The sequence below is a fragment of the Streptomyces sp. NPDC094147 genome, from assembly GCF_044764265.1.
GTDB lineage: Bacteria > Actinomycetota > Actinomycetes > Streptomycetales > Streptomycetaceae > Streptomyces.
The window spans coordinates 142,580-161,268 of the sequence record NZ_JBIWHT010000006.1; the positions used below are offsets into that span (position 1 = coordinate 142,580).

An 18,689-nucleotide genomic window follows, 5' to 3' on the forward strand; every position below is an offset into this window, starting at 1 on the left:
ACCGCCGGCGGGCGGCGGCGCTCAGCTGCTGCCCGACACCGCGGCCGTCCCGATCGTGGCGAGCCCGAGCACCACCCAGCCGAACCACAGCCAGCCGCTGCTGCCGAGCGCCACCGTGTACGCCGTGATCAGCACCAGCATCACGACGGTGAGCACCATCATCGACTTCGTCGAACGGGGCATCCGCGTCCCCTTCCTCCCGGCAGGTGCCGTGAAGGCCATCGTCACCCCGCGGAGGGTCCCGCCGCTACTGGCCGCGCGTGTTCAGCGAGGCGAGGTAGGCGTTGTAGGCCTGAAGTTCCCGGTCGCCGTCCCGGTCGGCGGCCCGGTCCGTGCGGCGCGCCTGACGCTTCTCGGTCGCGTACCACTGGAAGACCAGCGCGATCAGCACGAGCACGGAGGGGATCTCGCTGAACGCCCAGGCGATGCCGCCGGCGGCCTGCTGGTCGGTGAGCGCGTCGATGCCCAGCGAGGACGGAGGATTCCGGTACGTGCTGATCATCGGCTCGCTCGCCATCATCAGCGCGATGCCGAAGAAGGCGTGGAACGGCATTCCGGCGAAGAGCTCCAGCATGCGCATCACATAGCCGGGCCGGTGCGGTCCCGGGTCCACGCCCATGATCGGCCAGAAGAACACCAGACCGACCGCGAGGAAGTGGACCATCATCGCGATGTGCCCGGTCTTGGACTCCATCAGGAAGTCGAAGATCGGCGTGAAATAGAGCCCGTACAGGCTCGCGATGAACAGCGGGATGGTGAACGCCGGATGCGTGATGATCTTCATGTACCGGCTGTGCAGCAGCATCAGGAGCAGTTCGCGCGGGCCCTTGCGGCCGCGCGCGGCGACCGGCAGCGCGCGCAGCGCGAGGGTGACCGGCGCGCCGAGCAGCAGCAGGATCGGCGACAGCATGCTGATCACCATGTGCTGCACCATGTGCACGCTGAACATGACCATGCCGTAGTCGTTGAGCTTGGTGCACATGACCAGCCCGATGGTCAGCACGCCGACGGTCCAGAAGATCATCCGGCTGACCGGCCAGCTGTCCCCGCGCCGCCTCAGGCGGACCACGCCCCAGCCGTACAGCGCGAGCGCCAGCAGACATCCGATGAGGAAGAAGGGGTCCGCCGACCATTCGAGGCCCCGCGTCAGCGTGAACGGCGGCAGGTCCATGTTCATGTCCATGCCGTGCCCGCTGTGATCCATCCGCTGACTCCTGATTCGTACCGGTTGTCCCCCACCAGACTAGAACCGCCCCCGGCCACTGCTGCGGCCGGGGGCGGTTCCTTGAGTACAGAACAATCCGTGGACTACAGCACGCACTCCGCCTCGGCGTACCGCTCGGCCGGGACGGTCTTGAGGGTGGCCGTCGCCTCGGCGAGCGGGACCATCACGATGTCGGTGCCGCGCAGCGCGGTCAGCATCCCGAACTCGCCGCGGTGGACGGCCTCCACCGCGTGCCAGCCGAAGCGGGTGGCGAGCACCCGGTCGTACGCGGTGGGCGTGCCGCCGCGCTGGACATGGCCCAGGATGACCGGCCGGGCCTCCTTGTCCAGGCGCCGCTCCAGCTCGATGGAGAGCTGGCGGGCCACGCCCGCGAAGCGCTCGTGGCCGTACATGTCGGTGCCGCCCTCGTCGAACTGCATCGAGCCCTCGCGCGGCTTGGCGCCCTCGGCGACCACGACGATCGCGAACTTCTTGCCCGCCGAGAAGCGCCGACCGACCAGTTCGGTCAGCTCGTCGATGTCGAAGGGGCGCTCGGGGACGACGATCGCGTGGGCACCGGCGGCCATGCCCGAGTGCAGCGCGATCCAGCCGGTGTGGCGGCCCATGACCTCGACGATCAGCACCCGCTGGTGCGACTCGGCCGTCGTCTTCAGCCGGTCGAGGGCCTCGGTCGCGACGCCCACGGCGGTGTCGAAGCCGAAGGTGACGTCGGTCGACGCGATGTCGTTGTCGATGGTCTTCGGCACGCCGACGATCGGCAGCCCCGCGTCGGACAGCAGGGTGGCCGCCTTGAGGGTGCCTTCGCCGCCGATCGGGATGATCGCGTCGAGACCGAGCTCGGCGACGTGGCCCTTGGCCCGCTCGACGCCGTCGCGCAGATGCGCGGGCTGGACGCGGGAGGAGCCGAGGATGGTGCCGCCGCGGGCGAGGATGCCGCCGACCGCGTCGAGATCGAGCTTGCGGTAGTCGGCTTCGAGGAGACCCTTCCAGCCGTCGTGGAAGCCGATGACCTCGTCGCCGTGGTCGACCACCGCGCGGTGCACGACGGATCGGATGACGGCGTTCAGGCCGGGGCAGTCGCCGCCGGAGGTGAGCACACCAATTCGCATTGCCCGGAGAACCTTTGCAACGTGGGCCGACGACCGGACCACGTCGTCCGGTTGGATCCCCGTCACCCTACCGGCGCGGGGTGACGGGGGCCGAATCGGAGGTCCGACTGATGGACGTGGTACGAACGTACGAACCGTCCAGCGGCGGGGCCGAGTTGCTCCGGGTTGCCGGTTTCGCGCCTTATGCGGGCTGGCTCGCCGACGCGATGCGCTCGGCGCGCAGCGCCTCGTACCACCGGTCGTCGGTGGGCGGCAGCGCGTTCACATCGAGGGCCAGCTTCAGCAGCAGGTCCGCGATCTGCGGGTTGCGCGCGAGCACCGGGCCGTGCATGTACGTACCGAACACCGTGTCGTTGTACGCGCCCTCGGTGCCGTCGCCCGTGCCGTTGCCCTTGCCCAGGCGCACCCGGGCGAACGGGCGGGCCGTCGGGCCGAGGTGGGTGACGCCCTGGTGGTTCTCGAACCCGGTCAGCTGGGGCAGCCCGAGCCGCTCGTCGATGTCGCCGAGCACGTCGCCGACGCACCGCTCGCCCTCGCCGCGCGTCGAGACCACGTCGATCAGACCGAGGCCCGGCTCGCGCTCGCCGAGGTCGTTGATGAACTCGTGGCCGAGGATCTGGTACCCGGCGCATACCGAGAAGATGATCGCGCCGTTGGAAGCGGCGCGCTCCAGGCCGCCGTCGCGGCGCAGCCGCTCGGCCGCGAGGCGCTGCGGCCGGTCCTCGCCGCCGCCGATGAGGTAGATGTCACCGGAGGTCGGGATCGGCTGGTCGCTGCGGACGTCGAGCCGGTGCACGTCCAGGCCGCGCTGGCGGGCCCGGCGCTCCACGACCAGCGCGTTGCCCTGGTCGCCGTAGGTGCTCAGCAGGTCCGGGTAGACCCACACGAGGCGCAGGCTGTTGTCTGCCATGTCGCTTGCTCCTTACTGGGTCAGTTGCCGACGACGCGGCGGACGTCCTGGAATGCCGTGTAGTTGGCGATGAGCTCGATCCGGCCGGGCGGCGCCAACTGCGTGCACTCCTCCAGGCTTTCGCAGACCCGGAAGTCCAGGTTCGCGACCTCCAGGCGTACGGCCAGGTCCAGCTTGCGGTCGCCGATCACGAAGATCGGGTGGCCGGCCAGCCGGGTGTAGTCGACGTCCCACAGCCAGGACGTGTCCGTGCCGTCCGCGCCGCGGGCGTTGACGGACAGGACGACCGGCGTCGGCGGCGGGTCGATGAGGGAAAACGTTTCGAGCCAGCCCGCCGGGTTCTTGGCGAGCAGCAGCCGCAGTTCACGGCCCTGGAAGGTGACGACGTCGTACCGTCCGGCCACCGCCTGCACCTGGTACATGCGCTCCAGGGCGACCTGCGGCGGCACCCCGAACACCGCGGCGACCGCGGCGGAGGTGGCGGCGTTCGCCTTGTTGGCGCGGCCGGGCAGCTGGAGGTGGATCGGCCAGGCCGAACCGTGCGGATCCAGTACGTAGTCGCCGCTGAGGACCCAACTGGGCGCCGGGCGGCGGAAACCGCACTCGCCGCAGAACCAGTCGTCACCGGGCCGCTGCATCACACCGCCGCAGGCAGGGCAGGACCAGGCGTCGTCCTTCCACTCCTGACCGGCCGCCACCCACACCACGTTGGGGGAGGAGGACGCCGCCCACACGACCAGCGGGTCGTCCGCGTTCGCGATCACCACGGCCTTGGAGCCGGACAGGCCCTCGCGCCACTTCTCGGCGAGCATCCGGGTCTCGGCGGCCCGGTCGAGCTGGTCGCGCGAGAGGTTCAGCAGCGCGATCGCCTTCGGCGTCACATCGCGCGCGACACCCGCCAGATACTTCTCGTCGACCTCGATGACGCCGTACTTGGCGTCCGAACCGCCCGCCAGCGCCGAGGTGATACCCGCGGGCATGTTGGCGCCCAGCGCGTTCGACACCACCGGGCCGCTGGCCCGCAGGGCTTCGGCGATCAGCCGGGTCGTGGTCGTCTTGCCGTTCGTCGCCGACACCAGGACGACGTCCAGATGAGTGGCGAGCCGGCCGAGCAGATCGGGGTCGAGCTTGAGCGCGACGCGCCCGCCGATCACCGATCCACTGCCCCGCCCCGCCGCGCGCGACACCGCCGCGGCGGCCTTGCCCGCGGTCACGGCCAGCTTGGCTCGCGGTGACAGGGGCCCGGCACCTCCAACGTGTCCTGACATCGTCCTTGATCCTCCTTGCGCCTGGGTCGGGTGTCAGCCTATCGAGATCCGGTCAGCGCCCCGAACCGCGCCACCATCCGGAATGCTCCGGGCTCCCCGGAACGTACTCTTGCGCCCATGCGTCACCGCCCCATTCCCGGCAGTTCCGGCTCCGTACGAGAGATGAGTCTCCTCGGCGACCGGTTGCTCCACGCCCCCTGCGAGCCCGTCACCGACTTCGGCCCCGCGCTGCACCGCCTCATCGAGGACATGTTCGCCACGATGTACGCGGCCGACGGTGTCGGCCTGGCGGCGAACCAGATCGGCGTCGCCCGGCGGGTGTTCGTGTACGACTGCCCCGACGACGAGGACGTGCGCCACCTCGGGTACGTGGTGAATCCACGGCTCGTGGCGGCGGACGGGGTGGAGGTGCGCGGTCCCGAGGGCTGTCTGTCGCTGCCCGGCGTCGAGGCGCCGACCGCGCGCTTCGACCGCGCGGTGGTGGAGGGCGTGGACCTGTCCGGGGCTCCGGTGCGGGTCGAGGGCACCGGTTTCTTCGCCCGCTGCCTCCAGCACGAGTGCGACCACCTGGAGGGACTGGTGTACGCGGACCGGGTCACCGGCCGGCGGAAGTCCAAGCTCCTGCGGGCGATCGGGAAGACGGAGTGGGGGAGCTGAACCGCAAGATCGAGTGGGGCTGCTGACACCGCTCTCAGAACCCCGGGCCGCCCACCCGGTCGCCCGCCGCGGCAAGCCGGCCCCACAGCAGGTCGGCCAGGGCACGTACCAACTCGGCGCGGGAGCAGGGGCGTTCGCCCAGCCACCAGTCGCCCGCCGCGTGCATCATGCCGACGATGCCGTGGCCCCAGACCCGGGCCAGCGTCTCGCTGCCCGGCCCCAGGTCGACCCGCTCGGCTATGACCACGCCGAGGTCCTCGCCCATGCGGCGCAGCAGCGGCGCCGAGTGCCGGCCCACGTCGAAGCCCTGCTCGGACTCGGGTGCCGGGGTGTCCTCGGCGGGGTGCATCAGGAACCGGTAGACCTGCGGCCGGGCCTCGATCGCCGCCAGATAGGTGTCCAGGGTCGCCTCGACCCGCTCGCGGCGCTCGGCGGGTGCGTCGAGCGCGGAGCGCAGCGCGGACAGCAGGGCGTCGGTGTGGCGCTTGGCCAGCGCCCGGTAGAGGCCGCCCTTGTCGCCGAAGTGCCGGTAGAGGATGGGCTTGGTGATGCCCGCCTCCGCCGCGATCGCGTTCATCGAGGCCTTCGGGCCGTCCCGGAGCACCACCCGGTCCGCCGCCTCCAGCAGCTCCCGCCGCCGGCGCTCCGCCGCCGTTCGCTGCTGTTCGGCCTGCTGCGTGGTGTCCATGGGTCTTCTCCCCGCCCGTACTGCATTTTCCGTGGGTTCCATCTCTCGAAAGCCTTGCGCAACGTAACACCCCGCCCGGTCGCGGTGCTGCGGGGCGGGTGGTCGGTTGACATGGGCTACCCGTCGGTAACAGACTGCGGTTACCGCAAGTAACGCTTGGAGTGGTGGAGGGGACATGGCCGAGTTCACGATGGATCTCAACGACGACCAGAGGCAGGTCCAGGACTGGCTGCACGGGTTCGCCAAGGATGTGATCCGGCCCGCGGCCGCCGAGTGGGACGAGCGCGAGGAGACTCCCTGGCCGGTGATCCAGGAGGCCGCCAAGGTCGGAATCTACTCCCTCGACTTCTACGCGCAGCAGTTCTTCGACCCGACCGGTCTCGGCATCCCGGTGGCCATGGAGGAGCTGTTCTGGGGCGACGCGGGCATCGCCCTGTCCATCGTCGGCACCGGACTCGCCGCCGTCGGCGTCCTCGCCAACGGCACCGAGGAGCAGATCGGCACCTGGATTCCCCAGATGTACGGCGATGTGAACGATGTCAAGGTCGCCGCCTTCTGCTCCTCCGAGCCGGACGCGGGCTCCGATGTCGCCTCGATGCGCACCAAGGCCGTGTACGACGAGGCCAAGGACGAGTGGGTGCTGAACGGCACCAAGGCCTGGGCGACCAACGGCGGCATCGCCAACGTCCACGTCGTGGTGGCCGTGGTCGACCCCGAGCTGGGCTCCAAGGGCCACGCCTCCTTCATCGTGCCGCCGAACACCCCCGGCCTGACTCAGGGCCAGAAGTTCAAGAAGCACGGCATCCGCGCCTCGCACACCGCCGAGGTCGTCCTCGAAGACGTACGCGTGCCCGGCCACTGCCTGCTCGGCGGCAAGGAGAAGCTCGACGAGCGGCTCGCCCGCGCCCGTGAGAAGGCGAAGGCGGGCGGTGGTGAGCGGGTGAAGAACGCGGCGATGGCGACCTTCGAGGCCTCCCGCCCGGCCGTCGGCGCGATGGCGGTCGGCACCGCACGGGCCGCGTACGACTACGCGCTCGAATACGCCAGGACGCGCGAGCAGTTCGGCCGCCCGATCATCGACAACCAGGGCATCGCCTTCCAGCTCGCCGACATGCGCACGCAGATCGACGCGGCCCGCCTGCTGGTGTGGCGGGCCTCCTGGATGGCGACGGCGGGCAAGCCGTTCACCTCCGCCGAGGGCTCGATGTCCAAGCTGTTCGCGAGCGAGACGGCGAAGAAGGTCACCGCCCAGGCGATCCAGATCCTCGGCGGCAACGGCTTCACCCGCGAGTACCCGGTGGAGCGCATGCACAGGGATGCCGCGATCTACACGATCTTCGAAGGCACCAGCGAGATCCAGCGCCTGGTCATCGCCCGCACCCTGTCGGGCATGCCGATCCGCTAGCCGTCGGCGCTCCCCGGCCGGTCACTGCGGGCGTTCCGCCGTGACCAGCCAGGCGGTGCTGCGCAGCCGGACCGAGCCGTGCCGCTCGTGCGCCCGCAGCCGCTCGGTGAGCGCCTCGCGGGCACGCGCCGCGGTCTCCTCGGACACCTGGGCGGTGAGGTGCCGGCCGGGGCCGCTGTCCATGAGGAAGGCCGCGGCGTCCTCGGCCGTACGTCCCCAGATTCCGTACGCCTCGACCTGCCGGGGGGTGACATCGGCGAACCCGGCGGCACAGAGCACCTCGCGGATGCGGTCCGGATCGGCGAGGGAGAACATCCCGGGCTGTCCGGGCGCGCCGAAGTCGCCGACGGGCAGGTGCTCGCGCAGGACGGCCATCGCCGCCACCCACTCGTTGCGCGCGGGCTCCGCGGCGCAGATGAACGCGAGCCGGCCGCCGGGGCGCAGCGCGCCGCCGATGTTGCTGAACGCGGCGACCGGATCGGCGAAGAACATCACCCCGTAGCGGCTGATCGCGGCATCGAAGGCGCCGGGTTCGAAGGGGTGGACCTGGGCGTCCGCCTGCTCGAACTCCGCGTTGCCGATGCCCTCTTGAGCGGCGCGGGACCGGGCGCGCGCCAGCATCGGCCCCGACAGGTCGACGCCGAGCGCGCGCCCCTGGTCGGCCGCGCGCGCGGCGAGGCGGGTGGTCTGCCCCGCCCCGCAGCCGACATCGAGCACGCGGTCGTGCGGGCCGATCGCGGCGGCGTCGATCAAAGGCTGGTTGAACCCCGCGTTCACGGCGTCCCAGCGGTCCTGGTGATCGGCCCAGTAGGTGCCTTCGTAGCCGTTCCAGGCCTCGGCCTGCTCGGTGTTGACGACGTTGCGCATCGGTTGCATCGGGTGCCTCCTGCCGGCCGCCGCACGGGCGAGCCTATGATGGGCGGGTGCCCAAACAGTATGGGCGCATGCCCATACTGGCAACCCCCTTCACCGCGGGGCGTGTTGTGGGCGTTTGGCGACAGCGCACCGGGAGGGGACTCGTGTCACCGCGTGGAGTGGCGATGCCCGACATCAAGGAGCGGCTGTTCGCGGCCGCCGAACGGGTCCTGGCCCAGGACGGGCCCGGGGCCCTCACCAGCCGGGCCATTACCGGCGAGGCCGGCTGCGCCAAGGGCATGCTGCACGCCCACTTCGCCGGGCTCGACGAGTTCGTGGCCGAGCTGTGCCTGGACCGCTTCGCCCGCACCGCGACCCGGGCCGCCGAACTCCCCGGCCGCGCGGGGGAGGGCGCGGTGGCCGAGAACCTGCGCGGCGTCGCCCTCGCCCTGTTCGACTCGGGCGGCCCGGCCGTCGCCGCCCTCGCCATGACCCGCCCCGCCGCCGCCCTCCGCATCCGCGAGGCGCTGGAGTCCGGTGCGCCGGGGTTCGCGGCGATCCAGGAGTCCATCGCCCAATACCTGGCAGCGGAACGCGAGTTGGGCCGTCTGCCGCGGTCCGCCGACACCGCCACCCTCGCCCTGGCCGTGGTCGGCACCGTCCACCACCTCCTGATGACCGGCCGGCCGGGCGCCCCCGACCCGCGCGAGCAGGTGGAGCGGCTGGTGGCGCTCGTGGCGGCGGGCGGAGGGCCCGTGGCGGGGTCGGCTCACACGGTGTAGCCGCCTGCCGGGGTGAAGATCCGGTCGAGGTGGTAGTCAAGGGTGGCGGCCACCTCGGCCGCGCCGCGCCGCCCGTGGAGCATGTCCCCTCCGAGTCCCACGGCCCCCGAAACCAGCAGATCGGCCTCGTGGCGCGCGTCGAGCCCCGGCCGGCAGGCGCCGCCGTCCTGCGCCTGCCCGATGATCCCCGCGACCAGGTCCTCCAACGGGTGCTCGGCGCCCAGGAACACCGCCGCGAGCGCGGGATCGGTGAGGCTGCGGGCGTAGTACGCCGACAGGACCCGCAGCGCCAGGCGCCGTTCCTCGTCGAGCGGCAGGAACTCCTCCAGGACCGCGTTGAGCAGCGCGCGCGGGTCCTCAGGGTCGTAGCGGATCCGCTCACGGGCCCGCCGCTCGTTCTCCGCGTGCAGCAACTCCAGTGCGCCGACGAGGAGTTGGTGCTTGCTGCCGAAGTGGTGCTGGACGGAGCGCAGCGAGACGCCCGCCTCGGCCGCGATCTCCCGCATGCTCGCCTCGTGCAGCCCCCGCCCGGCGGCGATGCGCCACACCGCCGCGGCGATCTCCCGGCGCCGGCCCTCGCGCTCCCCGGGTGCGGGCGGGCCGGGCTCGGGCAGCGGCTGCTTGCGCCGCCGGTACGCCCGCGCCTGGCAGCTGCGCGAGCAGTAGACGGCGGGACGGCCGCGCCCGGACGAAGGCAGGCCGGTACCGCACACCTCGCAGAGCGGTTCATTTTCGTCACGCACAACACCGACTATAGGGCGTGGAAATGTGTGACGTAATGCGGATTCTTCCCTGAATGCAGCGCATTCACGGTGGTACGTTCGTATCAACGGGTGAGCGAGTCACGGGAGAGGGACCATGAAGTACGACGTGTTGCAGATCGTCGGCGCGGTCGTGATGGTCGTCTGCGCGCAAGCGGCGTTCCGCCTGCTCGTCGACCACGACAACCACGGACTGCTCGGCTGGATCCCCGGCGGATTCCCGGCCGTGCTCATCGCGTACCTGGTGCTGCTCGCCGCCGGTGTGCTGCTCGCGGGCTGGGCGCACGGGCACGCCAAGGCGCTCGGCCGCCGGGGCTGACCCCGGGACGCGCGAAGGCGCCCCGCCCTCCAAGGAGGGGGAGCGCCCGGGGCACCGCGGAAGTGGGTCAGGCCGGCAGGTTCGCCTCGATGAGGGCCACCACCTCGGGGGCCTCCGGCTCCGTGCGCGGGCGGATGCGGGCGGCGACCTCGCCCCGCGGGGAGATCAGGAACTTCTCGAAGTTCCACTGGATGTCACCGGCCGCGCCCTCGGCGTCCGCCGTCCGCGTCAGCTCCGCGTACAGCGGGTGCCGGCTCTCGCCGTTCACGTCGGTCTTCTCCAGGAGCGGGAAGGTCACGCCGTACGTCGCCGAGCAGAACGTCCCGATCTCCTCGGCGGTGCCGGGCTCCTGGCCGCCGAACTGGTTGCAGGGCACGCCGAGCACGGTGAAACCGCGGTCGCCGTACTGCTTCTGGAGGTTCTCCAGGCCCGCGTACTGCGGGGTCAGGCCGCACTTGGACGCCACGTTCACCAGCAGCACCGCCTTGCCCTCGTAGTCGGCCAGGGAGGCCGGCTCGCCGGTCAGGGTGCGCAGCGGGATGTCGTACAGGCTCATGGGTGACTCCTTCTGGAAAAAGGTGAGTTGATCAGTCGCGGGTCGTGGTGATCAGCGGCCGGAAGAGCCCTTCCTGGACCACCGACACCAGCAGCCTGCCCTCGCGGTCGTAGATCCGGCCCCGGGCAAGACCCCGGCCGCCGGTCGAGATCGGGGACTCCTGGTCGTAGAGGAACCACTCGTCGGCACGGAACGGGCGGTGGAACCACATCGCGTGGTCGAGCGAGGCCATGTCGAAGCCGCGCGGCCCCCACAGCGGCTCGACCGGGATGCGCACCGCGTCCAGGAGCGTCATGTCGCTCGCGTACGTCAGCGCGCAGGTGTGGACCAGCGGGTCGTCGCCCAGCGGGCCCACCGCCCGCATCCACACCGCGCTGCGCGGATCCGCGTCCTTGATCTCCTGAGCGGTCCAGCGCAGCCGGTCCACGTACCGGATGTCGAACGGCTGGCGGCGGGCCATCCGCTCCAGCGCCTCGGGCAGCGCGCCCAGGTGCTCGCGGATCTCCTCGGTGACCGTGGGCAGCGACTCCGGCTCGGGGAAGTCGAGGCGCGGCGGGAGCTGGTGCTCGATGCTGCCGGGCTCCGGGCGGTGGAAGGACGCGGTGAGGTTGAAGATCGTGCGGCCCTGCTGGACCGCGGTGACCCGCCGGGTGGTGAAGGAACGCCCGTCGCGGACCCGCTCCACCTGGTAGACGATCGGCACACCGGGGCGGCCCGGCCGCAGGAAGTAGGCGTGCAGCGAGTGCACCGGGCGCTCGCCGTCCGTGGTGCGCCCGGCCGCGACCAGTGCCTGGCCCGCGACCTGGCCGCCGAAGACCCGCTGGAGGGACTCCTGCGGGCTGCGGCCACGGAAGATGTTGAGCTCGATCTGTTCGAGGTCGAGCAGATCGACGAGTCTCTCGGCGGGGTTCGTCATGGGTCCGGCTCCACTCTCGTGATTACAGCTCGCCTACGTCCGTCACCCGGATCACCGCGCGGCCCTCGTCGTCGGAGGCCGCGAGGTCGACCTCCGCGCTGACGCCCCAGCCATGGTCGCCGTTCGGGTCGGCGAAGGTCTGGCGGACGCGCCACAGGCCGTGCGCCGCGTCCTCCTCGATGGCGAGCAGCTTCGGGCCGCGCGCGTCGGGACCGGTGCCCAGGTCGTCGTACTCGTCCCAGTACTTGTCCATCGCCTCGCCCCACGCGTCCGCGTCCCAGCCGGACTCCGCGTCCAGCTCGCCGAGCGCGGCCACGTTGTCGAGCGCGGCCAGCTCCACCCGCCGGAACATCGCGTTGCGCACGAGCACCCGGAACGCACGGGCGTTGGCCGTGACCGGCTTGACCTCGTCGGCCTTCTCCTGCGCCTCCTCGGCGGTCTGGACCTCCGGGTTGGCGAGCTGCTCCCACTCGTCCAGGAGACTGGAGTCGACCTGGCGGACCATCTCACCGAGCCAGGCGATCAGGTCTTCGAGGTCCTCGGTCTTGAGGTCGTCGGGGATGGTGTGGTCGAGCGCCTTGTACGCGCTCGCCAGGTAGCGAAGCACGATGCCCTCGGTGCGCGCCAGCTCGTACCAGGAGGTGAACTCCGTGAAGGTGAGCGCCCGTTCGTACATGTCGCGGATGACGGACTTCGGCGAGACCGGATGGTCGGCGACCCACGGGTGCGACTTCTTGTAGACGTTGTACGCGTGCCAGAGCAGCTCTTCCAGCGGCTTCGGGTACGAGATGTCCTGGAGCCGCTCCATGCGCTCCTCGTACTCGACGCCGTCCGCCTTCATCTGGCCGACCGCCTCGCCGCGCGCCTTGTTCTGCATCGCGGCGAGGATCTGGCGCGGGTCGTCGAGCGTCGACTCGACGACCGAGACCATGTCGAGGGCGTACGACGGCGACTCCGGGTCCAGCAGGTCGAAGGCGGCGAGCGCGAACGTCGACAGGGGCTGGTTCAGCGCGAAATCCTGCTGGAGGTCGACGGTGAGGCGGATCGTGCGGCCCTCGGCGTCGGGGGTGTCCAGCTGCTCCACCACACCGCCGTCGAGCAGTGAGCGGTAGATCGCGATGGCCCGGCGGATGTGCCGCAGCTGGGCCTTGCGCGGCTCGTGGTTGTCCTCAAGGAGGTGGCGCATCGCCTCGAAGGCGTTGCCCGGTCGGGCGATCACCGACAGCAGCATGATGTTGGTGACCCGGAACCGCGAGGTCAGCGGCTCCGGCTCGGCGGCGATCAGCTTCTCGAAGGTGGTGTCCGACCAGGCCACGAAGCCCTCGGGCGCTTTCTTGCGGACCACCTTGCGGCGCTTCTTCGGGTCGTCGCCCGCCTTGGCGAGCGCCTTCTCGTTCTCGATGACGTGCTCGGGCGCCTGCGCCACCACGAACCCGGCGGTGTCGAACCCGGCCCGCCCGGCCCGGCCCGCGATCTGGTGGAACTCGCGCGCCCGGAGGGTGCGGACGCGGTTGCCGTCGTACTTGGTGAGAGCGGTGAACAGCACCGTGCGGATCGGTACGTTGACACCGACGCCGAGCGTGTCCGTACCGCAGATGACCTTCAACAGGCCCGCCTGGGCCAGCTTTTCGACCAGGCGGCGATACTTGGGCAGCATGCCCGCGTGGTGCACACCGATGCCGTGGCGGACGTAACGGGACAGGTTCTGGCCGAACTTGGTGGTGAAGCGGAAGTTGCCGATCAGGTCGGCGATCTTGTCCTTCTCCTCGCGGGTGCACATGTTGATCGACATGAGCGACTGCGCGCGCTCGACCGCCTGGGCCTGCGTGAAGTGCACGATGTAGACGGGCGACTGCTTGGTTTCGAGCAGCTCGGTCAGGGTCTCGGTGATGGGCGTCGTGACGTACTCGTACGACAGCGGGACCGGCCGGGTCGCCGACCGTACGACGGCGGTCTCGCGGCCGGTGCGGCGGGTCAGGTCCTTCTCGAACATCGACACGTCGCCGAGCGTGGCCGACATGAGGACGAACTGGGCCTGGGGGAGTTCCAGGATCGGGATCTGCCAGGCCCAGCCGCGGTCGGCCTCGGCGTAGAAGTGGAACTCGTCCATCACGACCTGGCCGATGTCGGCGTGCTTGCCGTCGCGCAGCGCGATGGAGGCGAGCACCTCGGCGGTGCAGCAGATGACGGGGGCGTCCGCGTTCACGGAGGCGTCGCCGGTCAGCATGCCGACGTTCTCGGTGCCGAAGAGCTTGCACAGGTCGAAGAACTTCTCCGAGACCAGCGCCTTGATGGGCGCGGTGTAGAACGTGACCTCGTCGCGGGCCAGCGCGGCGAAGTGCGCACCCGCCGCCACCAGGCTCTTTCCGGAGCCGGTCGGGGTGGACAGGATGACGTTCGCCCCCGACACCACCTCGATCAGCGCCTCCTCCTGGGCCGGGTACAGGTTGATGCCCCGGTCCTCGGCCCAGGTGGAGAAGGCCTCGAAAAGGGCATCGGGGTCGGCACTCGGCGGCAGCTGATCGATAAGGGTCACGCCCCCATCTTGCCTGGCCCAGGCCCGGGAGGGGGAACCGGCCACCGGCACGAAGATCACCGACGGGTAGGCTGCCTGCTCGGCCCGTTGCCGGACGGGCCGTCAACTGAGGCACAGAGCACGAGGAATGGGGCGGGGCACGGTCATGATGGGACCTGCGCACTCACTGTCGGGGGCGGCGGCCTGGCTGGGGGTGGGCGCGGCAGCGGCCGCCGCCGGGCACCCCATGCCGTGGCCGGTTCTCGTCGTGGGTGCCCTGATCACGGCGGGTGCGGCCCTCGCGCCCGACCTCGATCACAAGTCGGCGACCATCTCGCGCGCCTTCGGACCGGTCTCCCGGGGCCTGTGCGGCATCGTCGACGAGCTGTCGCACGCCGTCTACAAGGCGACCCGTGGCCCCGGCGACCCGCGCCGCAACGGCGGTCACCGCACCCTGACCCACACCTGGCTGTGGGCCGTCCTGATAGGGGCGGGCGCCTCCGCCGCGGCGATGTTCGGCGGCCGCTGGGCGGTTCTCGCCATCCTCTTCGTGCACCTCGTCCTCGCCGTGGAAGGCCTGCTGTGGCGGGCCGCGCGGGTGTCGAGCGACGTGCTGGTGTGGGCGCTCGGCGCGACCGGCGCGTGGATCCTGGCCGGTGTCCTGGACCAGCCGGGCAACGGCTCGGACTGGCTGTTCAGCGGGCCCGGCGAGGAGTACCTGTGGCTGGGTCTGCCGATCGTGCTCGGCGCCCTCGTGCACGACATCGGCGACGCGCTGACGGTCTCGGGCTGCCCGATCCTGTGGCCGATCCCGCTGGGCCGCAGGCGCTGGCACCCGATCGGCCCCCCGAAGGGCATGCGCTTCCGGGCCGGAAGCTGGGTGGAACTGAAGATCCTGATGCCGACGTTCATGGTGCTGGGCGGGGTAGGCGCGGCCGGCGCCTTGGACGTCATCTGACCGCCCCCACCCGAACCCCTCCGGGGGTGGCGCCTTCCAGGGGCGCGGGGAACTGCGCGACCAGCCACGCACGGTCCGCAGCAAACAGCAGCCAGGTCCCCCCGGCGCAGGGTGCGGACAGGACCGGGGGCCCAGCACCAGGGTGCAAGCCCCCCCGCCCCGCAGGGTCACCCGTGCCAGGACCGCCACAGCGCCGCATACGCACCGTCCGCCGCGACCAGTTCATCGTGGCTGCCCAGCTCGCTGATCCGGCCGCGCTCGACCACCGCGATCACGTCCGCGTCGTGCGCCGTGTGCAGCCGGTGGGCGATCGCCACGACCGTGCGGCCGTCCAGGACGCGGGCCAGCGAGCGTTCCAGGTGGCGGGCCGCGCGCGGGTCCAGGAGCGAGGTCGCCTCGTCCAGGACCAGGGTGTGCGGGTCCGCGAGGACGAGCCGGGCCAGCGCGATCTGCTGGGCCTGCGCCGGGGTGAGCGCGAGCCCTCCGGAGCCGACCTCCGTGTCGAGGCCCTCGCCCAGCGCCCGCGCCCACCCGTCCGCGTCGACCGCGCCGAGCGCCGCCCACAGCTCGGCGTCGTCGGCGCCCGTGCGGGCGAGCAGCAGGTTGTCCCGCAGCGAGCCGACGAACACGTGGTGCTCCTGGTTGACCAGCGCCACATGCGCGCGCACCCGCTCCGCCGGCATCCGCGACAGCTCGGCCTCGCCCAGCGTGACGCGGCCCTCGCGCGGGGAGTAGATCCCGGCGAGCAGCCGCCCGAGCGTCGACTTGCCCGCGCCGGACGGGCCGACCAGGGCGAGGCGGGTGCCCGGGGCCACGGACAGCGACACCTCGTGCAGCACGTCCACGCCCTCGCGGTAGCCGAAGCGGACCTCGGCCGCCTCCACGTCCCGCCCGTCCGGATGCACCCCGGCGTCACCCGCGTCCGGCTCGATGTCCCGGACCCCGACCAGCCGCCCGAGCGACACCTGGGCCACCTGGAGCTCGTCGTACCAGCGCAGGATGAGCCCGACCGGCTCGACCAGCATCTGGGCGAAGAGCGCGCCCGTGGTGAGCTGGCCGACCGTGATCCAGTCGTGCAGGACGAAGACCCCGCCGATCATCAGCACGGACAGCATGATCGTCATGTGCGTGACGCTGACCACGGGGAAGAGCACCGACCGCAGCCAGAGTGTGTAGCGCTCCCACGCGGTCCACTCCTTGACCCGCTGGTCGGACAGGGCGACCCGGCGCGCACCGAGGCGGTGCGCCTCGACCGTGCGGCCCGCGTCGACCGTCTCGGTCAGCGCGGAGGCGACCGCCGCGTATCCGGCGGCCTCCGAGCGGTACGCCGAGGGCGCCCGCCGGAAGTACCAGCGGCAGCCCACCACGAGCACCGGCAGCGCGATCAGCACCGCCAGCGCCAGCGGCGGCGCCGTGACCCCCAGCGCGCCGAGCAGCAGCGCCGCCCACACCACCCCGATCGCGAGCTGCGGCACGGCCTCGCGCATCGCGTTGGCGAGCCGGTCGATGTCCGTGGTGATACGGGACAGCAGGTCACCCGTACCGGCCCGTTCGAGCACGCCCGGCGGCAGCCCGACCGACCGCACGAGGAAGTCCTCGCGCAGATCCGCCAGCATCTCCTCGCCGAGCATCCCGCCGCGCAGCCGCACCATCCGGACGAACACCGTCTGGACGACGAGCGCGACCGCGAACAGGGCGGCGGTGCGCCCCAGTTGGAGGTCGCGCACCCCCGACGACAGGTCCTCGACGATGCCGCCGAGGAGGTAGGGGCCGACCATCGAGGCGACCACCGCGACGGCGTTGACCCCGACCAGGACCCCGAACGCCCGGCGGTGGCGCCGCAGCAGCCCGCGCACGTACGAGCGCACCGTCGCCGGGCTGCCGACCGGCAGCGTGGTGGCCGACTGCGGGGCCGCCGGGTCGTACTCCGGTGCTGCCACGCCTATCATGCCGACTCCTCCACTTTCTCCAGGCTCTCAAGCCTCTTCGACTGTGCTTCTTCGTCGCTCTCGCGGGTGACGACCGCGCGGTAGCGGGCGTCGGAGTGCAGCAGTTCGCGGTGCACCCCGACCGAGGCGACCTCGCCGTCGTGCACGAACACGACGCGCTCGGCCAGGTCGAGCAGGAGCGGCGACGAGGTGAACACGACCGTCGTCCGCCCGGCCCGCAGCCGCTTGACGCCGTCCGCGACCCGCGCCTCGGTGTGCGAGTCGACCGCGGAGGTCGGCTCGTCGAGCACGAGCACCTCCGGGTCGGTCACCAACGACCGTGCCAGCGCGAGGCGTTGGCGCTGCCCGCCGGAGAGCGACCGGCCGCGCTCGGTGATCCGGGTCCGCATCGGATCCCCGTCGTCGTCCACCGACGCCTGCGCCAGCGCCTCCAGCACATCGCCGCACTGGGCGGCCGCGAGCGCGTCGGCGGCCTCGACCTGCCCGGACGACGGCACGGCGAGCAGTTCCCGCAGCGTGCCGGACAGCAGCACCGGATCTTTGTCCTGGACGAGGACGGCGGTCCGGGCGCCGTCGAGCGCGAGCCCGTCGAGCGCGACCCCGCCGAGCAGGACGGACGGCAGGGCGCCGGTCTCCTCGGCGTGGCCGCCGAGCCGCTCCGCGAGCCGCCCGGCCGCGTCCGGGTCGCCGCACACCACGGCCGTGAGCCGGCCCTCGGGTGCGAGGAGACCGGTCGCCGGGTCGTACAGATCGCCCGACAGCCGCGGTGTCGGCGGCCGGGACGGCACCCCCGTGTCCGTCCCGGCCGGGTCGGTGACCCGCTGGATCGCCAGCACCCGGGCCGCCCGCTTCGCGGAGGGCCGGGAGAAGGAGTACGCCATCGCGATCTCCTCGAAGTGCCGCAGCGGGTACAGCATCAGCGTCACCGCGCTGTACACGGTGACCAGTTCACCCACCGCGATCCGCCCGGCCAGCGCCAGGTGCGCGCCGTACAGGACGACCGTGATGAGCAGGACGCCCGGCAGCAGCACCTGGACGGCCGAGATCAGCGACCACATGCGGGCGCTGCGCACGGCGGCCCGGCGGACCTCCTGGGAGGCCTCGCGGTAGCGGCCGAGGAACAGCTCCTCGCCGCCGATGCCGCGCAGCACCCGCAGCCCGGCGACCGTGTCGGACGCCAACTCCGTGGCCCGGCCCGCCTTTTCGCGCTGGATGTCGGCGCGCTTGGTGGCGCGCGGCAGCAACGGCAGGACGGCGAGGGCCAGTACGGGCACGCCGAGCGCGACGATGATGCCGAGCGCGGGCTGGTAGAGCACCAGACCGACGCAGATGATCACGAGTGCGGCGGCGGCCGCGGCGAACCGCGAGAGCGCCTCCACGAACCAACCGATCTTCTCGACGTCGCCGGTGGAGACCGCCACGACCTCGCCCGCCGCGACCCGGCGCGTCAGCACCGAGCCCAGTTCGGCCGTCTTGCGCGCGAGCAGCTGCTGCACCCGGGCGGCCGCGGTGATCCAGTTGGTGACCGCGGTGCGGTGCAGCATGGTGTCGCCGAGCGCGATGGCCACGCCGAGCAGCACATTGAGCGCGCCCGCGAGGGCGAGCCGGGTGCCCGAGCGGTCGACGGCCGCCTGCACGGCGAGGCCGACGGTGAGCGGCAGTCCGGCGATGCCGCACTGGTGGAGCAGCCCCCAGGCGAGGGACTTGAGCTGACCGGCGAGCTGGTTTCGGCCCAGCCAGTACAGGAACCGGGGGCCTGAACGGACATCCGGTTCGCCTGGATCCGAGTAGGGAAGATCGCGAATCTGCATGGCGT

At 71.7% G+C, this 18,689-nt stretch carries 18 protein-coding genes; 5 read left to right on the forward strand and 13 right to left on the reverse strand.

The annotated features are described in order from the left end of the window. Positions 1-21: 21 nt before the first annotated feature. The 5 genes from ACIQ8J_RS12675 to ACIQ8J_RS12695 form a co-directional block, all read right to left on the reverse strand. Positions 22-183, reverse strand: a complete 162-nt coding sequence (locus tag ACIQ8J_RS12675; RefSeq protein WP_403270092.1) for a hypothetical protein — start codon at positions 181-183, stop codon at positions 22-24. A gap of 64 nt (positions 184-247) precedes the next feature. Continuing rightward, a complete protein-coding gene (locus tag ACIQ8J_RS12680) occupies positions 248-1,204 on the reverse strand; it encodes a cytochrome c oxidase assembly protein (protein ID WP_403270090.1) in 957 nt (318 codons plus the stop codon). 104 nt (positions 1,205-1,308) lie between these two features. After that, positions 1,309-2,334, reverse strand: coding sequence for a 6-phosphofructokinase (locus tag ACIQ8J_RS12685; RefSeq protein WP_403270088.1), 1,026 nt, complete (start codon positions 2,332-2,334; stop codon positions 1,309-1,311). A gap of 181 nt (positions 2,335-2,515) precedes the next feature. After that, the gene (locus ACIQ8J_RS12690) at positions 2,516-3,244 is read right to left on the reverse strand and encodes a type 1 glutamine amidotransferase (protein ID WP_403270085.1); all 729 of its coding nucleotides are present in this window, start codon (positions 3,242-3,244) and stop codon (positions 2,516-2,518) included. 20 nt (positions 3,245-3,264) lie between these two features. Continuing rightward, entirely contained in the window at positions 3,265-4,512 is a 1,248-nt protein-coding gene (locus ACIQ8J_RS12695) for a MurT ligase domain-containing protein (RefSeq protein ID WP_403270082.1), read from the reverse strand. Positions 4,513-4,629: 117 nt separating this feature from the next. On the opposite strand from ACIQ8J_RS12695, the gene def reads away from it, so the two are divergent. Next, the gene (def, locus tag ACIQ8J_RS12700; protein WP_403270080.1) at positions 4,630-5,169 is read left to right on the forward strand and encodes a peptide deformylase; all 540 of its coding nucleotides are present in this window, start codon (positions 4,630-4,632) and stop codon (positions 5,167-5,169) included. A gap of 34 nt (positions 5,170-5,203) precedes the next feature. Here def and ACIQ8J_RS12705 read toward each other — a convergent pair whose 3' ends face one another. Further along, entirely contained in the window at positions 5,204-5,857 is a 654-nt protein-coding gene (locus ACIQ8J_RS12705; RefSeq protein ID WP_403270077.1) for a TetR family transcriptional regulator, read from the reverse strand. A gap of 175 nt (positions 5,858-6,032) precedes the next feature. Here ACIQ8J_RS12705 and ACIQ8J_RS12710 point away from each other — a divergent pair, with 175 nt between their 5' ends. Next, the gene (locus ACIQ8J_RS12710) at positions 6,033-7,262 is read left to right on the forward strand and encodes an acyl-CoA dehydrogenase family protein (protein WP_403270075.1); all 1,230 of its coding nucleotides are present in this window, start codon (positions 6,033-6,035) and stop codon (positions 7,260-7,262) included. Between the two features lie 21 nt (positions 7,263-7,283). On the opposite strand, the gene ACIQ8J_RS12715 is transcribed toward ACIQ8J_RS12710, so the two are convergent. After that, positions 7,284-8,129, reverse strand: a complete 846-nt coding sequence (locus ACIQ8J_RS12715) for a class I SAM-dependent methyltransferase (RefSeq protein WP_403270499.1) — start codon at positions 8,127-8,129, stop codon at positions 7,284-7,286. A gap of 152 nt (positions 8,130-8,281) precedes the next feature. Between ACIQ8J_RS12715 and ACIQ8J_RS12720 the strand changes: the two genes are divergently transcribed. Next, the gene (locus ACIQ8J_RS12720) at positions 8,282-8,899 is read left to right on the forward strand and encodes a TetR family transcriptional regulator (RefSeq protein WP_403270073.1); all 618 of its coding nucleotides are present in this window, start codon (positions 8,282-8,284) and stop codon (positions 8,897-8,899) included. On the opposite strand, the gene ACIQ8J_RS12725 is transcribed toward ACIQ8J_RS12720, so the two are convergent. Next, positions 8,887-9,642: a TetR/AcrR family transcriptional regulator gene (locus ACIQ8J_RS12725; protein ID WP_403270071.1), complete on the reverse strand. Its 756-nt coding sequence runs from the start codon at positions 9,640-9,642 to the stop codon at positions 8,887-8,889. The two genes, ACIQ8J_RS12720 and ACIQ8J_RS12725, sit on opposite strands and share 13 nt — an antisense overlap. A gap of 115 nt (positions 9,643-9,757) precedes the next feature. Here ACIQ8J_RS12725 and ACIQ8J_RS12730 point away from each other — a divergent pair, with 115 nt between their 5' ends. Further along, positions 9,758-9,979, forward strand: a complete 222-nt coding sequence (locus ACIQ8J_RS12730; RefSeq protein WP_403270068.1) for a hypothetical protein — start codon at positions 9,758-9,760, stop codon at positions 9,977-9,979. A gap of 67 nt (positions 9,980-10,046) precedes the next feature. Here the strand turns inward: ACIQ8J_RS12730 and ACIQ8J_RS12735 are convergent, their stop codons facing one another. From ACIQ8J_RS12735 to ACIQ8J_RS12745, 3 genes are read right to left on the reverse strand one after another with little or no spacing between them, the layout of a single operon-like run. Beyond that, positions 10,047-10,535, reverse strand: coding sequence for a glutathione peroxidase (locus ACIQ8J_RS12735; protein WP_403270065.1), 489 nt, complete (start codon positions 10,533-10,535; stop codon positions 10,047-10,049). 31 nt (positions 10,536-10,566) lie between these two features. Continuing rightward, on the reverse strand, positions 10,567-11,451 hold the full coding sequence (locus tag ACIQ8J_RS12740; protein WP_403270063.1) for an acyl-CoA thioesterase: 885 nt from the start codon (positions 11,449-11,451) through the stop codon (positions 10,567-10,569). 22 nt (positions 11,452-11,473) lie between these two features. Continuing rightward, positions 11,474-14,047 (reverse strand): DEAD/DEAH box helicase, encoded by a 2,574-nt coding sequence (locus ACIQ8J_RS12745; protein WP_403270060.1) that lies wholly within the window; start codon positions 14,045-14,047, stop codon positions 11,474-11,476. A gap of 85 nt (positions 14,048-14,132) precedes the next feature. Between ACIQ8J_RS12745 and ACIQ8J_RS12750 the strand changes: the two genes are divergently transcribed. Next, positions 14,133-14,924 (forward strand): metal-dependent hydrolase, encoded by a 792-nt coding sequence (locus ACIQ8J_RS12750; RefSeq protein ID WP_403270057.1) that lies wholly within the window; start codon positions 14,133-14,135, stop codon positions 14,922-14,924. Positions 14,925-15,091: 167 nt separating this feature from the next. Here the strand turns inward: ACIQ8J_RS12750 and ACIQ8J_RS12755 are convergent, their stop codons facing one another. Then, the gene (locus ACIQ8J_RS12755; RefSeq protein WP_403270054.1) at positions 15,092-16,873 is read right to left on the reverse strand and encodes an ABC transporter ATP-binding protein; all 1,782 of its coding nucleotides are present in this window, start codon (positions 16,871-16,873) and stop codon (positions 15,092-15,094) included. Next, positions 16,870-18,684, reverse strand: a complete 1,815-nt coding sequence (locus tag ACIQ8J_RS12760; protein WP_403270051.1) for an ABC transporter transmembrane domain-containing protein — start codon at positions 18,682-18,684, stop codon at positions 16,870-16,872. The genes ACIQ8J_RS12755 and ACIQ8J_RS12760 overlap by 4 nt, the downstream gene beginning before the upstream one ends. Positions 18,685-18,689: the final 5 nt, after the last annotated feature.